This window comes from Cellulomonas fimi (assembly GCF_012952065.1).
GTDB lineage: Bacteria > Actinomycetota > Actinomycetes > Actinomycetales > Cellulomonadaceae > Pengzhenrongella > Pengzhenrongella fimi_A.
Genome location: NZ_JABCJJ010000007.1, coordinates 68,331 through 82,670, shown reverse-complemented (window position 1 = coordinate 82,670; position 14,340 = coordinate 68,331). Strand labels below are relative to the sequence as shown.

The following is a 14,340-nucleotide window of genomic DNA, read 5'->3' as shown; positions in this document are numbered from 1 at the left end:
CTACGAGCGGACGTCCGCGCGGGCATCCGGAGCGGTCGTGCGGGCACGGGCACCCGAGCCGGTGAGGAGGTAGTCACGCACGGGTCGCCAGACGCTGTCGTCCCCGTGCTCGTAGAACTCGAAGCGGCTCACCACGAACCGTGCCTCGAACGTGGTGAGCTCGTCGAAGGCCCGGTCGAGGGCCGGCTCGGAAACCTCGTGCGCGACGGTCACGTGCGGGTGGTAGTTGAAGCGGAGCTCCTGCGCGAGCGGGCCCGAGCGGACGGCCGACTCGAGCCGTTCGCACTCCGCGATGCCCTGCACCACCTGCACGAAGACCACCGGGGAGACCGGCCGGAAGGAGCCGGTACCGCGCAGGTGCACGACGAACGGCCGCGCGGTGGTCGAGACGCGCGCGAGGTGCGCCGACACGTCGTCGAGGTCCTCGGGGTCGATGACGGTGGGCCCGAGCAGCGTGATGTGCGGCGGGATCTCCCGTGCGAGCGGGTCGCCGAACCGGGCGCGCGCCTGCTGGAGCGCGGTCCCGTAGGGCTCGGGGACCGTGATCGCGACCCCGATCCTGAGCTGGTCGCCGGTCCGCTCCGGAAGCCTCACGACCGCGCGCCGCGGGCGGGCAGCAGCCCGAAGCGGTCGTACGCCCGGGCCAGGACCGGCCTCGCCAGCGCGCGCGCCCGCTCCGCCCCCTCGGCCAGCAGGTCGTCGAGCGCCTCGGGTGACTCCAGGTGGCCCGCGAACCGCTCCTGGAACGGCACCAGGAGGTCGACGACGACCTCGGCCAGGTCCTTCTTGAGGTCGCCGTAGCCCTTGCCCTCGTAGTCGGCCTCGATCGACGGCAGCGGGCGACCGGTGAGGGCGGCGAAGATCGTGAGGAGGTTCGAGACGCCCGGCTTGGCGTCGACGTCGAACCGCACCTCACGTCCGGCGTCCGTGACGGCCGAGCGGATCCGCTTCGCCACGACCGTCGGGTCGTCGAGCAGCTCGATGATGCCGTTCGGGCTCGCGGCCGACTTGCTCATCTTCGCCGTCGGGTCCTGCAGGTCGTAGATCTTCGCGGTCTCCTTGACGATGTACGGCTCGGGGACGACGGCGGTGCCCGCACCGAACCGCGCGTTGAGCCGCTGCGCCAGGTTGCGGGAGAGCTCGAGGTGCTGGCGCTGGTCCTCGCCGACCGGCACCAGGTTCGTGTCGTACAGCAGGATGTCGGCGGCCATGAGCACCGGGTACGTGAACAGGCCGACAGTCGTGCCCTCGCTGCCGTGCCGGGCCGACTTGTCCTTGAACTGGGTCATGCGGCCGGCCTCGCCGAAGCCGGTCTGACAGCTCAGGATCCAGGCGAGCTCGGCGTGCTCGGGCACGTGCGACTGGACGAACAGGATCGAGCGGGCCGGGTCGACGCCGGCCGCCAGGTACTGCGCCGCCGTCCGCCGCGTGCGCGCGCGCAGGTCGGCGGGGTCGGGCGACACGGTGAGGGCGTGCAGGTCCACGACGCAGTAGATGGCGTCGTGGTCCTCCTGAAGCCGTACCCACTGCGTCAGCGCACCGAGGTAGTTCCCCAGGTGCAGCGACCCCGAGGTCGGCTGCATCCCGGAGAAGATGCGGGGTCGCTGGGCAGGGCGCACGAGGCTCGGCACGGTGGACATCGCGCCATTCTGGCAGGTGGGTCGACGCCGACCGAAACCGTCAGGTCGCCTCGTCGTCGTACGGCGCCGCCGGCGCCGCGCCGCCTGTGCCGGCCGCGCCGGTGCCCGCCCCTCCGGCGCCGGGCGCGGCCGCGGCGGGCCACGCCGCGCGTCCCGGAGCCGCCGTCGTGGTCGTGGCCGGCGGGGAGTCGTCGTCCAGGAGCGCCTCGCGGACGATCCGGCGGGGGTCGTACCGGCGGGGGTCCAGAGCGGCCCAGTCGACGTCACCCGCCTGGTCCCCGAGCTCGGTGTCGACGCGCTGCTTGGCGGTCCGCAGGAAGCGCCGCAGCGTCCGCACCCAGCCGCCGAGCTGCTCCGCGTACCTCGGCAGCCGCTCAGGGCCGACGACGACGATGGCGACCACGAGGATCAGCAGGAACTCGCCCCCGTTGATGTCGAACACGGCGTCAGGCTACCCGGCGCTCCTGAGCCGGCGGCCCGCTACTCGCTGGTCCGCTCGTCGAGCACGATCCGCACCTCGCGCGTGCCCTCGTCCCCGGTCCGGACCCCGAGCGTGACCGTGTCGCCGGGCGCCTTGGCCCGGATCGCCACGATGAGCTCGTCGGGCTCGGTGACCGGCCGTCCGTCGATCGTCACGATCACGTCGCCGGCGCGGATGCCGGCATCGGCGGCCGGACCGTCGGGGCTCACCGGTTGCTGGCCGTTCTGGGACTCGGACGAGACCTGGACCCCCTCGCCGCGGTAGCTCTGGTCGAGCAGCACGCCGACGATCGGGTAGGTCGCCGCACCGGTCTCGATGAGCTGCTCCGCGGTGCGTCGCGCCTGGTCGGACGGGATCGCGAACCCGAGGCCGATGCTGCCGGGGGCCGCCCCGGGGATCCCTGGCGGCTGGGCGATCGCCGAGTTGATGCCGATCACCTCGCCGGCGGTGTTCACGAGGGGGCCGCCCGAGTTGCCGGGGTTGATCGCCGCGTCCGTCTGGATCGCGTTGATGAACGCGGGCCCCTCCTGGCCCCCGGCCGACACCGGCCGGTTGAGAGCGCTGATGATGCCGGTGGTGACGGTGCCCTCGAGCCCGAGCGGGGCGCCGACCGCGACGACCGGGTCACCGACCGCGACCTCGGAGGAGACACCCAGCACGAGCGGCACGAGCCCGGCGCGGTCGACCTTGAGCACGGCCAGGTCGTAGTCGCGCGTCGAGCCGACGACGGTCGCGGGCTCCTCCGACCCGTCCGCGAACAGGACGTCGATCCGGGCCCCGTCGGCGGTGCCCGCGGCGATCACGTGGTTGTTCGTCAGGAGGTACCCGTCCTGCCGGAGCACGAACCCGGAGCCGCTCGACGAACCCTGGGCGCTCTCGACCTGGATCGAGACGACGCTCGGCAGCACCGCAGCGGCGATCCCGGCGACCGACTCGGGCGGGCGGGCGGCGCCGCCGGGCTGCGCCGTGACGGGCAGCCCCGCGTCGACCAGGCGGTCGCCCTGGTCCAGCGCACGCTCCGCGAGGGCTCCCCCGAGCGCACCGGCGAGTACTGCCAGCACGAGCAGCGGCGCCACCCAGACAGCGCGCAGCCGGCCGCGAGCACCCCGACGCCCCGGGGCACCCGAGGGCAGCGGCGCGGGCTGCGGCACCTGCCGCTCGGGCCAAGGGGTGGGCGCGGCACCCCAGCCCGCCGGTGCCGGCGCGGGCGGGCCGAACGGGGCACCGGGCGCGCGCGAGATCGAGGTCTCCGGCGCGGCCGGCGCCCCTGACGGCGCCGCCGCCCCCGGCGCGGCGACGGGTCGCGACGACGGCGGGGCGAACGGGTTGTCCACGGGGGGCGCGAAGGGGTTCCCCGCAGGCGGGTGCTGGTCGGCGCGGTCCGGCTGGTCGAATGGCGTCATGGGCGGGCGAGAGCTCCTGTCACGGTGTCCCAGCCGCGCGTGATCCGCGCCGGGAAGCGGTCGTCGTAGCCGTCGGCAGGGAAGCCCGCCACGAGATCGGTCAGGCTGTCGGCAGGGGCACCCGCGACGAGCGAGACCACGGTGTCCTGCGACTGCCACACGACGTGCCACGGCTGTCGTGACAGCTCGTAGACCTCGTACCCGGCCATCGTCCTCGCGGTGGCGCCGTCGAGACCGGAGACGTCGAGCCGACCGTGCTCCTCGGTCACCACGACGCGGCCGTCCGGCCCGTCGAGGTCGAGCTCGAGGCCGACGCTCCCCGTGGCGCCGTGCGTCAACCGCGCACTGGTCACCTCGTACCCCTCCGGCAGCGCCGCCGGACCGGTCCAGCCCTCGCGGCGCAGCCATGCGAGGACGGCCTCGTCGTGCGCGCTCCCGAACGCGGCCCCGGTCGACGGCGAGGTCGTCCCGGGCGTCTGCTCGACCTCGACCTCGACCTCGACCTCGACCACCGACGCGCTGCCGGTGCCGGGCCCCTGCGCGCGGGCCAGCTGCGACAGCGCCTCGGCCGGGTCCGTCGACGGCACCACGCGCGGCTGCTCGCCGAGCAGGAAGAGCCCAGCCGTCACGACCCCCACGCCCACGAGCGAGCCCGCCGCGAGGCGCATCCGCGGGAGCCGGCGCGAGGCCAGCTCCCCGGTGAGGGCACGAGCCGGGACCGCGTAGGCCGACGAGCCGAGCGGCAGCACGCGCGCCCCACGCCCGCGCACCTCCTGCCGTCCGACGTCCTGGGGATCGGCCGTGGCCGCGAGCGCGAGCAGTCGCGCGGTGAGGTCGGGCGCCGGCTCGACGTCGCGCGCGACCGACAGCGCACGACGCGCCTGCCGGGCGGCCGCGACCTCCTCGGCGCACAGCGGGCAGGCGGCGGCGTGCGCGAGGGCGCGTTCGGCCTCCGCCGGCGGCAGCTGTCCGTCGACCAGCGCGCTGACCCAGCTCCCGAGGTGGTGGTTCATCGCTCGCCCACCCCCGCGGCGTCGGGCAGACCGATCCCACCGGGGGCGTCGATCTCCTCGGCCGCCACCAGCGCACCGGGAGCCCGGTGCGCGAGCGAGCGACGAAGCTGCGCACGGGCACGGTGGATGCGCGAGCGCACCGTGCCGAGCTTGATCCCCAGCGTCACCGCGATCTCCTCGTACGAGAGCCCCTCGATGTCGCACAGCACGACGGCGGCACGGTACTCGGGCGACAGCTCGTCGAGCGCTCGCTGCACGTCGTTGTCGAGGTTCGCGTGCTCGAACCGGCGCTCGGGGCTGTGCAGCTCACCCGTCGCCGCGTACCGCTCCGCGTCCTCGCCGATCGCGTCCATGCGGATCCGCTTCTTGCGGCGGACCTGGTCGAGGAAGAGGTTGGTCGTGATGCGGTGCAGCCAGCCCTCGAACGTGCCGGGTGTGTAGCCGGAGATCGAACGGAAGACGCGGACGAACACGTCCTGCGTCAGGTCCTCCGCGTCGTGCTGGTTGCCGGTCAGGCGGTACGCGAGGCGGTACACGCGGGCGGAGTGCTCCCGCACGATCTGCTCCCAGGTGGGGGCGGTCCACGGCTCGGGCCCAGCACCGTGCGGCTCGACGCCCTGTGCCGCAGCAGCGGGCGCGGAGGAGCGGCGTGCCGGACCCGGCATGGCCACGTGCATTCGTGGATCAGCTCCTCGGCGTCGACGGCGTCAGCTCCACCGAACGATGCAGCCGACCGTGGTCCATCCTCCCAGGCGCGAGGGATTCCCTCGACCGGGCTCCACGACCTGGGCAACGCCCCGGCGTTCGCCGAACTTCCCGCGGCGGTAGCATCGGCGCACCGTCCGACGCCCGTCCCGCTGCACCGCCGCCCTGGGAGGCCACCATCTCCACCGACAAGACGCAGAGCTGGGTCTACGCCGAGGAGTTCCTGCCCGAGGACGACGTGCTGCTCCGCGCACGCGAGCGGGCGGGACAGCTCGGCTGTGCGCCCGTGCTGCCCGGCTCCGGCGCGGTGCTCAGCGTGCTCGCGGCCGCGGTGCAGGCGCGCGCGGTGGTCGAGATCGGGACCGGGGCAGGCGTCGGGTCCCTCTACCTGCTGCGTGGCATGCCGGCCGACGGCGTGCTCACCACCATCGACGTCGAGGTCGAGCACCAGCGGGCCGCCAAGGAGGCGTTCGCGGAAGCGGGGATCCGGAGCACCCGGACGCGGACCATCTCGGGCCGCGCGCTCGACGTCCTGCCCCGGCTGACCGACGGCGCCTACGACCTCGTCTTCGTCGACGCCGACAAGGAGAGCTACCCGGGCTACGTCGAGCAGGCGCTGCGCCTGCTGCGGCCGGGGGGCGTCGTCGCGCTCGACAACGCGCTCTGGCACGACCGGGTCGCGGACCCGGCGCGCCGGGACGAGGTCACCACGGTGCTGCGCGAGGTGGGCCGGACCCTGCGCGACGACGAGCGCGTCCTCCCGGCGATGCTGCCGACGGGTGACGGCCTGCTCCTCGGGGCGCGCCGGTAGGGACGGAGCTGCCGCGGCGCGGGGTGCGCGTGCCTGCGGCGAGCGCCGCACCGGCCCAGCGCCGCGTCAGGCCTGCGCGCGTCGCGTCAGGCGAGCGTCTCGAGGTACTGCACGAGCAGCCGGACCCCGTACCCCGTCGCGCCCTCGGTGAGCTCGTGCTTGTCGGACGTCGACCTGCCCGGACCCGCGATGTCGAGGTGCGCCCAGCGGCGCGCGCCGGTGAACTCGCGCAGCAGCAGCGCGGCGGTGATGGACCCGCCGCCCGGGGACGTGCGCGGGACCTGGCGGAGGTCCGCCAGGTCCGACCGGATCGCCTCCGCGTACTCCGCGACCAGCGGCATGTGCCAGACCCGCTCGCCCGACGCTGTGGCCGCCGCCTCGAGCCCGGCGCGGAGGTCCGCGTCCTCGGTGTAGAGCGCCGCGTACTGCTTGCCCAGGCCGACGGTGGCGGCACCGGTGAGGGTCGCGACGTCGATCATGAGGTCCGGGTCGAGCTCGGCGTCGGCGTAGGCGAGCGAGTCGGCGAGGACCATCCGCCCCTCGGCGTCCGTGTTCGCGACCTCGACCGTCCGCCCGCCGAACATCCGGACGACGTCGCCGGGCCGGTAGGAGTCCGCGCCGACGTGGTTCTCCGCGAGCGGCAGCACGGCGGTGACGCGGTGCCCGAGCCCGAGCTCGGCCGCGGCCAGCACCGTCGCGAGCGCGACGGCCGCGCCCGCCATGTCGGTCTTCATCGTGACCATCGACTCACGGGGCTTGATCGAGAGCCCGCCGGTGTCGAAGGTGATGCCCTTGCCCACGACGACGACGTGGCGCGGCGCGACGACGTCGGCAGGGGTGTACGAGACGGTGACGAGGCGTGGCGGGCTCGCGGAGCCTCCACCGACGGCCAGGATCCCGCCGAAGCCCTGCTCCGTGAGCTCGGGCACGCCGAGCTCACGGACGTCGAGGCGCTGGTCGTCGGCGAGCTCGCGGGCCCGCTGCGCGAGCCAGGCGGGGTTCTTGGTGCTCGACGGCGTGTTGGCGAGGTCGCGGGCGAGCCAGGTGCCGCGGACGGTGACCGCCGCGCGCCGGATCAGCTCGTCGACCGCGCCGTCGTGGTGCCCCAGCAGCACGAGCTCCTGCGGGGCGTCCTTGGGTGGCGTCCCGGTGGCCTGGGTGGGGATGCGGTACGCCGCCAGGAGGAACCCCTCGACGAGCGCACGCACCACCGCCGTGGACTGCGGGCCGCCGCCCGAGCCGAGCGTGGTCACCACGCGCGTCAGGCCGCGGGTCTCGCGCGCGAGCGCCGCCCCGGCCCGGCGCAGGTCGTCGGGCGTGCCCGCCCCCGTGCCGACGAGCACCAGCCGGGACGGGAGGCCGCCCCACGGCAGCTCCGCCCCCGCGGCGACCAGCCGCCGCGGCAGGTGCAGGGTCCAGGCCTCCCCGGCCGTACCGCCGAGACCTGCGCGCTCGGCGAGGTCCCCGAGGTCGATCCCGTAGCGGGCCGCCGCGTCGGCCGTGCCGGCGCGTGGCTGCACCTCGGACTCGCCCTCCACGGGCGGGGCGATCGGCACGGCGAGGGCCGCGACGTCGTCCGTCGCGAGGGTCGCGGACGCCACGTCGCCGCGGAGGGCGACGACCACCGGGAAGGGGCGCGCGCTGGGCGTGCTCACACGCGACGCGCTGCCACGAGCGGCCAACGGGTCAGCTGACGACGGAGGTGAGCGCCTCGCCGAGCTCACGCGCCTCGGTCGCGTTGAGCTCGACGACGAGCCGACCGCCACCTTCGAGCGGCACGCGCATGACGATCCCGCGGCCCTCCTTGGTGACCTCGAGCGGGCCGTCGCCAGTACGCGGCTTCATGGCGGCCATGCGTGGCTCTCCTTCGGTTGTCGCTGCCGGCCCGAGCAGGGCCGCGGCACGGTCGCGTCGAGCGGCGTGCACGGGCGTTCGGGGCGGATGTCCAGGATCATTCTAGGTCACCGGCGGTCTGGGCTGGTCGCGCGTCACGGAGGCCATCCGGACGGAGGCGTCAGCCGCCACAGCTGCCACACCCAGCCGACCTGCAGCGCCGCGAACGCGACCACCAGCAGCGCGACCCAGGCGCGGCGTCGGACGGCCGGGCCGGTCACGAGCCCGACCGTCACGGCGCCGAGCGGGAAGGCCAGCAGGAGGAACCGCGCGAGGCTCGTTCCGGGCTCGACCACCGCGACGAGGTACGCGAGGTAGGCGGCCGGCCACGCACGCAGCTCCGGGCCGAGGCGCCGGGCGGCCGGCACGAGGAGCAACGTCACGATCAGGGCGATCGCGGCGACGAGGACTGCCGGCCCCCACTCGCCGAACCGCCAGCGCGCGACGTCCAGCCACGGCAGCAGCGGCACGACGTCGGGGCGGGCGCGCCACGCCGCCTGCGTCACGAGGTAGGCGTCGGTGCGGCCCGTCACGACCGCGTTCACGACCTGCCACGCGAACCCCGCCACCACGCTCGCCGCCAGCAGCACGCCCATCCCGACCACGTCCCGTCGGCTCACCGTCGCGGCGTCCCGCCGCGCCGCACGCCAACGGGTCACCGCGTGCACCAGCACCACGAGCGCCAGCGGCAGGGCCACCGCGCGCGTGAACCCGAGCGCCAGCACGGCGACCGCCGCGAGCCCGTACCGCCGCCGGACGAGCAGCAGGAGCACCGTCGCGATCAGCAGCAGGGCGAGCGACTCGGTGTAGGCCACCTGCAGGACGACCGCCGTCGGGAACCAGGCGACCACGGTGGCCGTCGCGAGCGGCAGCCCGGGACGAGCCGCCACCGCGCGCGGCGCGCCGGCCTCGACGACCCGGTGGACGACGAGCACCGCCGCGGCGCCGAGCACGAGCGCGAGCGTGGGTGCCGCGACGTGCCAGGGCGCGCCCGTGAGGAGCATCGCGGCGCGCGCGAGCGCCGGGAACAACGGGAAGAAGGCCCACACGTTCTGCTGGACCGCGCCGTCCGCGCCGACCGGCAGGCTGGCGGGGTAGCCCTCGGTGGCGATCTGCCGGTACCAGCTCGCGTCCCACATGAGCCCGACGAACTCGCCGTACGACGGCGCAGCGGGGGTCCAGAGGTTCTCCTCCTGGGACTGCGCGACGACCAGCAGCACGGCGACGCTCCAGGCGCGGGCGAGGACGTAGACCGCGAGCACCCGTGCCCACCACGGCCACGTGCCGGACCTGGGCCACGGGCGGCGCGGCACGTCGGGCGCCGGTGCGGCCGGTCCCCGTGCTGCCGTGGTGCCCACCGCCGACCCGGGCCCGGGCGCGCTCACGCCAGTCCGCGCACGGCCCGGGCCGGGGCCGCGTCGCCGCGGATCGCCGCGACCATGTCGAGCGTGCGGCGAGTGGCGGCCACGTCGTGCGTGCGGAACACGCGCGCGCCCTGCCACGCCGCGACCGCGGTGGCCGCGAGCGTCCCCTCGAGCCGCTCGTCCACGGGGAGGTCGAGGGTCTCGCCCACGAAGTCCTTGCGCGAGAGCGCCATGAGGACGGGGTACCCGAGCTCGACGAGCGCGGCCGTCCGGCGCACGAGGTGCAGGGAGTGCCAGGTGTTCTTGCCGAAGTCGTGGGTCGGGTCGACGAGCACGCTCGCCGGGTCGACGCCGCGGGACACCGCGCGCGAGGCGGCCGCCGCCAGCGTCACCACGACGTCGTCGACCACTCCGTCGCGGGGGTCCGCGCCCGCGATACGGCCCGGGCGGCCCGGGTAGGCCACCCGGAACGGGTCGGTGCGAGGCAGGGCCCCGCCCGTGTGCGAGCACACGACGCCGACGCCCTCGGCGCCCGCGACCTCGACCAGGCGCGGGTCGTGGCCGGCCCACGTGTCGTTGAGGAGGTCGGCGCCCGCGCGTGCCACGTGGCGCGCGACGTCGGCGCGCCACGTGTCCACGCTCACGAGCACCTCGGGGTGCCGGACGCGGACCTCCTCGACCACCGGGACGACGCGGCGGGCCTCCTCGGTCGCGTCGACCTCGGGGCCCCTCCCCGCGCGGATGCCGCCGAGGTCGACGATGTCCGCGCCGTCCGCGACCGCGCGCGCGACGGCGTCGAGGGCCGCGGATCCCGACGCGTGCCGGGCGGGCGCGTAGAACGAGTCGGGCGTGAGGTTGACGATGGCCATGACCACGGGGTGGTCCGCGCCGAAGGTGCGGTCGCGCAGCCGCAACGATGCCGCGCCGGTCGGCACCGCGGGTGCTCGGGTGGGTGCCGAGGCGGGCGCGGTGCTCGGCGGACCCTCGGGTCTCACGCCGGCTCGGGCGCGCGCGCGGCCGCCTGCTGCGCGGCGGCGGCCTCGGCAGCGGCGGCCTGCTCCTCCGCGCGCAGCTGCGCGTCCCGTTCCACGACGTGGGCGACGGCCTCGTCCGGGTCGTCGACGACCTTCATCAGGTCGACGTCGTGCGCACCGATCATGCCGCGGTCGCGGACCGGCCCGCGGAGCCAGTCGAGCAGGCCCTGCCAGTAGTCGGTGCCGATCAGGACGATCGGGAACTCCGTGACCTTGTGGGTCTGGACGAGGGTGAGCGCCTCGAACAGCTCGTCCAACGTGCCGAAGCCGCCCGGCAGCACGACGAACCCCTTCGCGTACTTGACGAACATCGTCTTGCGGGCGAAGAAGTAGCGGAAGTTGACGCCGAGGTCGACCCACTGGTTCATGCCCTGCTCGAACGGCAGCTCGATCCCCAGGCCCACCGACAGCCCGCCGGCCTCCTGGGCACCCTTGTTCGCGGCCTCCATCGCCCCCGGCCCACCCCCGGTGATGACCGCGTAGCCCGCGCGGGCGAGACCGCGTCCGACCTGCTCCGCGAGCGTGTACTCCGGCGAGCCGGGCTTCACGCGTGCCGAGCCGAAGACGCTCATCGCCGGCCCGACCTCTGCGAGCGCGCCGAACCCCTCGACGAACTCGCTCTGGATCCGCATCACCCGCCACGGGTCGCTGTGCAGCCAGCTCGAGTCGTCCTTGTCGGCGAGGAGGCGCTGGTCCGTGGTCGTCGTCGGGATCTGCCCGCGGCGCAGCAGCACCGGGCCCTTGCGGTAGCCGTTCCCCGGGGCGGGCACTCCGTCGTCGCTCATGCCCCGACTCTAAGTTGTGAGCCAGGCGCGCAGCGCGTCATGGCAGAGGCGGATCTGCCCCACGGCGCAGCGCTCGTCGTCCTTGTGGGCGAGCAGCGGGTCGCCCGGCCCGAAGTTCACCGCGGGGATCCCGAGCTCGGCGAACCGCGCGACGTCCGTCCACCCCAGCTTGGGGGCGGGCGCGCCGCCCGTGAACGCGAGCACCGCCGCCGCGAAGTCGGCCGCGGCCGGGTGGTCGAGCCCGGGGCGCGCGCCCGGGGCCGCGTCGGTGATCGTGACGTCGTAGCCGGTGAACAGCTCGCGGACGTGCGCCTCGGCGTCGGCCACCGAGCGCGCCGGGGCGAAGCGGTAGTTGACCGTCACCACGCACTCGTCCGGGATCACGTTGCCGGCGACGCCGCCCCGGATCCCGACCGCGTTCATCCCCTCGCGGTAGACGAGACCGTCGACGTCGAGCTCGGCCGCCCGGTACCCGGCGAGCCGGCGCAGCACCTCGGCCGTGCCGTGGATCGCGTTGGTCCCCGTCCAGGACCGCGCGGAGTGCGCCGTGACGCCCGGGACCCGCACCTCGGCCCGCATCGTGCCGTTGCAGCCGCCCTCGACGCCCGCCGCGGTCGGCTCGCCGAGCACCGCGAAGTCGGCCGTCAGCCATTCGGGGTGGTTCCGGACGACCCGGCCGAGCCCGTTGTGCTCCGCCTCGACCTCCTCGTGGTCGTAGAACACCCAGGTGACGTCGCGCGTCGGCGCCTGCAGCGCGGCCGCCAGCGCGACCTGGACCGCCACACCCCCCTTCATGTCGACGGTCCCGCGCCCCCACAGCACGGCGTCGTCCCCCTCGCCCTCGAGGCGGGTCGGGAGGTTGGCCGCGACCGGGACGGTGTCGAGGTGGCCCGCGACCACCACCCGGGCCGGGCGGCCCAGGTGGGTCCGCGCGACCAGGGCGTCGCCGTCGCGCAGGACCTCGAGGTGCGGGCAGGGCGTGAGGGCCGCCTCGATCGCGTCGGCGAGCGCCGTCTCGCCACCGCTCACGGACTCGAGGTCGCAGATCGCGCGGGTGAGGGCGATCAGGTCACCGGCGGGGTCGAGGACGGTGGCGGGGGTCGACGGCGCGGTCACGCCCCGACCCTACGCGGCGAGCCGACCTGTGCGGCGAGCCGACCTGTGCGGCGAGCGTCCCCGCAAGGGCCGGGCCGTCGGTCCGCACGTCTAGGGTTGACGCCATGAGCACGCGCACCGCCTGGGGACTCGGCCTGGCCACCACGACCACCGCGGCCGGCTCAGCGACCGGATCTGGCACCGGGCAGGCGACGCTCGACGTCTGGTATCCCGCGCCGCGGCTGGGGGCACCTCCGGCCGACGACGCCGCCACGGCCGGGGAGCTCGCGCGGCTCACAGCCCTCGAGACGGAGGACCCCGCGCGTGGGGTGCGGACCGTCGTCGTGCGCACCGTCGTGGACCTCGACGCCCCGCCGACCGACGCCGCCGACGCCTACCTGCGGCTGCACCTCCTCTCGCACCGCCTCGTCGCCCCGAACGGCCAGAACCTCGACGGGATCTTCGGACGGCTCGCGAACGTCGTCTGGACCGACCGCGGGCCGTGCGCGGTCGAGGACTTCGAGGCCACCCGGCTGCGGCTCCGCGCCCGGACCGGCACCCCCGTGACCGTCCACGGGGTCGACAAGTTCCCACGGATGGTCGACTACGTGCTCCCCGCAGGCGTCCGGGTCGCCGACGCCGACCGCGTGCGGCTCGGCGCCCACCTGGCCCCCGGCACGACGGTCATGCACGAGGGGTTCGTGAACTTCAACGCCGGCACCCTCGGGGCCTCGATGGTCGAGGGACGCATCTCCGCCGGGGTGGTCGTGGGCGACGGCAGCGACATCGGCGGCGGCGCCTCGATCATGGGCACGCTCTCGGGCGGCGGCCGCGAGGTGATCTCGATCGGTCGGCGCTCGCTGCTGGGCGCGAACGCCGGGATCGGTATCTCGCTGGGCGACGACTGCGTGGTCGAGGCCGGGCTCTACGTCACGGGCGGCACCCGTGTCACGGTGCTCGACGCGACCGACCCGGACGGGGTCACGGGTCCGGCGGGGAGGGCCGCGGATCGCACCGTCAGGGCGCGCGACCTGTCCGGCCTGGACAACCTCCTGTTCCGGCGCAACTCGGTGACCGGTGCGGTCGAGGCGCTCTCCCGCGCGGGTGCCGGGGTCCAGCTCAACGCCGCGCTGCACCACCACTGAGCCCGGTGACGCGGGTGAGCAGGTCCGGCACGCCCTCGCGGCTGCGTCGACGCCGCGCCTGGCGCCGTTCGGTCACCCTCCTCGTGGTCCTGGTGATCGGGGTCGTCGGGGTCGTGGTCGCGCTCGACCGGGTCACGGGCGGGTCCACGCTGACGGCGCGGTGTGCCGCGATCAACGACGGCACGAGCTGGTTCCTGAGCCCGGCGCAGGCGGGCAACGCGGCGCTGCTGGCCGGGACCGCGGAGCGACGCGGGCTGCCGGCGCGGGCCGTCACGATCGGGATCGCCACGGCGCTCCAGGAGTCCAAGCTCCTCAACATCGACTACGGCGACCGGGACTCCGTCGGGCTCTTCCAGCAGCGTCCGTCCCAGGGCTGGGGCACGGTCGAGCAGATCATGGACCCCGTGTACTCGACCAACGCCTTCTACGACGGTCTCGTGAAGGTGGCGGGGTACGAGGAGCTCGAGATCACGGTCGCCGCGCAGCGCGTGCAGCGCTCCGGGTTCCCGGACGCGTACGCCCAGCACGAGGCGCGCTCGCGCGCGTGGGCGTCCGCACTGACCGGGAACTCCCCCGCGGCACTGACGTGCGAGCTCGGCCCGGCCGAGAGCGCCGGCGGGGCCGACGCCGTGCAGGCGCGCCTCCAGCGCGACTACGGGGAGGTGCCGACGAGCGTCGGCCCGGACGGCACCGTGGTCGTCGCGGCGGGCGCGCTCAGCGACGGCGACGCCGACGACGACGCGCGGCTGGGCTGGGCGCTGGCACAGTGGTCGGTCGCCGTGGCGGGCGAGCTCGAGCTCGACGCCGTCGCGACGGCCGACCAGGTGTGGACCCGCGCCGAGGCCGCGTGGGCGCCGTCGGGCACCGCCCCCCTCCCACCGGGCGACGTGCGCCTGACCCTGGCACCCGGCTGACCGGGCTCGCGCCACGGTGGGGAAGACGGCAGCGTCCGCACTCGTGGGGGTGATGCC

General features: G+C 75.2%; 15 protein-coding genes. 3 read left to right on the top strand and 12 right to left on the bottom strand.

Annotated features, from left to right (window positions below; all coding sequences use genetic code 11):
* Genes HIR71_RS06610 through sigE form a run of 6 tightly spaced genes read right to left on the bottom strand, consistent with a single transcriptional unit; the run spans position 1 to position 5,214 of the window.
* On the bottom strand, positions 1-594 hold the full coding sequence (locus HIR71_RS06610; protein WP_169324263.1) for a 2'-5' RNA ligase family protein: 594 nt from the start codon (positions 592-594) through the stop codon (positions 1-3).
* The gene (gene trpS / locus HIR71_RS06605; RefSeq protein ID WP_169324262.1) at positions 591-1,640 is read right to left on the bottom strand and encodes a tryptophan--tRNA ligase; all 1,050 of its coding nucleotides are present in this window, start codon (positions 1,638-1,640) and stop codon (positions 591-593) included. The genes HIR71_RS06610 and trpS overlap by 4 nt, the downstream gene beginning before the upstream one ends.
* Before the next feature lie 40 nt (positions 1,641-1,680).
* Complete coding sequence (tatB, locus tag HIR71_RS06600) at positions 1,681-2,082, bottom strand: Sec-independent protein translocase protein TatB (protein ID WP_169324261.1); 402 nt, start codon at positions 2,080-2,082, stop codon at positions 1,681-1,683.
* A 38-nt stretch (positions 2,083-2,120) separates the two neighbouring features.
* A complete protein-coding gene (locus tag HIR71_RS06595) occupies positions 2,121-3,524 on the bottom strand; it encodes a S1C family serine protease (protein ID WP_169324260.1) in 1,404 nt (467 codons plus the stop codon).
* A complete protein-coding gene (locus HIR71_RS06590; RefSeq protein ID WP_169324259.1) occupies positions 3,521-4,537 on the bottom strand; it encodes a zf-HC2 domain-containing protein in 1,017 nt (338 codons plus the stop codon). The genes HIR71_RS06595 and HIR71_RS06590 overlap by 4 nt, the downstream gene beginning before the upstream one ends.
* Complete coding sequence (gene sigE / locus HIR71_RS06585) at positions 4,534-5,214, bottom strand: RNA polymerase sigma factor SigE (RefSeq protein ID WP_249051635.1); 681 nt, start codon at positions 5,212-5,214, stop codon at positions 4,534-4,536. Before sigE ends, HIR71_RS06590 begins: the two co-directional genes overlap by 4 nt.
* Before the next feature lie 206 nt (positions 5,215-5,420).
* On the opposite strand from sigE, the gene HIR71_RS06580 reads away from it, so the two are divergent.
* The gene (locus tag HIR71_RS06580) at positions 5,421-6,053 is read left to right on the top strand and encodes an O-methyltransferase (protein ID WP_169324341.1); all 633 of its coding nucleotides are present in this window, start codon (positions 5,421-5,423) and stop codon (positions 6,051-6,053) included.
* An 86-nt stretch (positions 6,054-6,139) separates the two neighbouring features.
* On the opposite strand, the gene HIR71_RS06575 is transcribed toward HIR71_RS06580, so the two are convergent.
* The 6 genes from HIR71_RS06575 to dapE form a co-directional block, all read right to left on the bottom strand.
* On the bottom strand, positions 6,140-7,708 hold the full coding sequence (locus tag HIR71_RS06575) for a leucyl aminopeptidase family protein (protein ID WP_169324258.1): 1,569 nt from the start codon (positions 7,706-7,708) through the stop codon (positions 6,140-6,142).
* A gap of 31 nt (positions 7,709-7,739) precedes the next feature.
* Complete coding sequence (locus HIR71_RS06570; RefSeq protein WP_081784823.1) at positions 7,740-7,907, bottom strand: DUF3117 domain-containing protein; 168 nt, start codon at positions 7,905-7,907, stop codon at positions 7,740-7,742.
* A 134-nt stretch (positions 7,908-8,041) separates the two neighbouring features.
* Positions 8,042-9,331, bottom strand: a complete 1,290-nt coding sequence (locus HIR71_RS06565; RefSeq protein WP_169324257.1) for a hypothetical protein — start codon at positions 9,329-9,331, stop codon at positions 8,042-8,044.
* Complete coding sequence (folP, locus tag HIR71_RS06560; protein WP_311836141.1) at positions 9,328-10,245, bottom strand: dihydropteroate synthase; 918 nt, start codon at positions 10,243-10,245, stop codon at positions 9,328-9,330. Before folP ends, HIR71_RS06565 begins: the two co-directional genes overlap by 4 nt.
* Positions 10,246-10,301: 56 nt before the next feature.
* Positions 10,302-11,129 (bottom strand): LOG family protein, encoded by an 828-nt coding sequence (locus HIR71_RS06555; RefSeq protein WP_169324256.1) that lies wholly within the window; start codon positions 11,127-11,129, stop codon positions 10,302-10,304.
* 9 nt (positions 11,130-11,138) lie between these two features.
* Positions 11,139-12,245: a succinyl-diaminopimelate desuccinylase gene (gene dapE, locus HIR71_RS06550; protein WP_169324255.1), complete on the bottom strand. Its 1,107-nt coding sequence runs from the start codon at positions 12,243-12,245 to the stop codon at positions 11,139-11,141.
* 104 nt (positions 12,246-12,349) lie between these two features.
* Between dapE and dapD the strand changes: the two genes are divergently transcribed.
* Together dapD and HIR71_RS06540 are read left to right on the top strand one after the other, a co-directional pair.
* Positions 12,350-13,369, top strand: a complete 1,020-nt coding sequence (gene dapD / locus HIR71_RS06545) for a 2,3,4,5-tetrahydropyridine-2,6-dicarboxylate N-succinyltransferase (protein WP_169324254.1) — start codon at positions 12,350-12,352, stop codon at positions 13,367-13,369.
* A gap of 41 nt (positions 13,370-13,410) precedes the next feature.
* Complete coding sequence (locus HIR71_RS06540) at positions 13,411-14,283, top strand: hypothetical protein (RefSeq protein ID WP_169324339.1); 873 nt, start codon at positions 13,411-13,413, stop codon at positions 14,281-14,283.
* Positions 14,284-14,340 lie beyond the last annotated feature (57 nt).

Bases quoted from the DNA above. Each gene is read 5' to 3' on its own strand.
- trpS (WP_169324262.1), bottom strand. From the start codon at position 1,640: ATGTCCACCGTGCCGAGCCTCGTGCGCCCTGCCCAGCGACCCCGCATC.
- HIR71_RS06595 (WP_169324260.1), bottom strand. From the start codon at position 3,524: ATGACGCCATTCGACCAGCCGGACCGCGCCGACCAGCACCCGCCTGCG.
- HIR71_RS06590 (WP_169324259.1), bottom strand. From the start codon at position 4,537: ATGAACCACCACCTCGGGAGCTGGGTCAGCGCGCTGGTCGACGGACAG.
- sigE (WP_249051635.1), bottom strand. From the start codon at position 5,214: ATGCACGTGGCCATGCCGGGTCCGGCACGCCGCTCCTCCGCGCCCGCT.
- HIR71_RS06570 (WP_081784823.1), bottom strand. From the start codon at position 7,907: ATGGCCGCCATGAAGCCGCGTACTGGCGACGGCCCGCTCGAGGTCACC.
- HIR71_RS06555 (WP_169324256.1), bottom strand. From the start codon at position 11,129: ATGAGCGACGACGGAGTGCCCGCCCCGGGGAACGGCTACCGCAAGGGC.
- dapD (WP_169324254.1), top strand. From the start codon at position 12,350: ATGAGCACGCGCACCGCCTGGGGACTCGGCCTGGCCACCACGACCACC.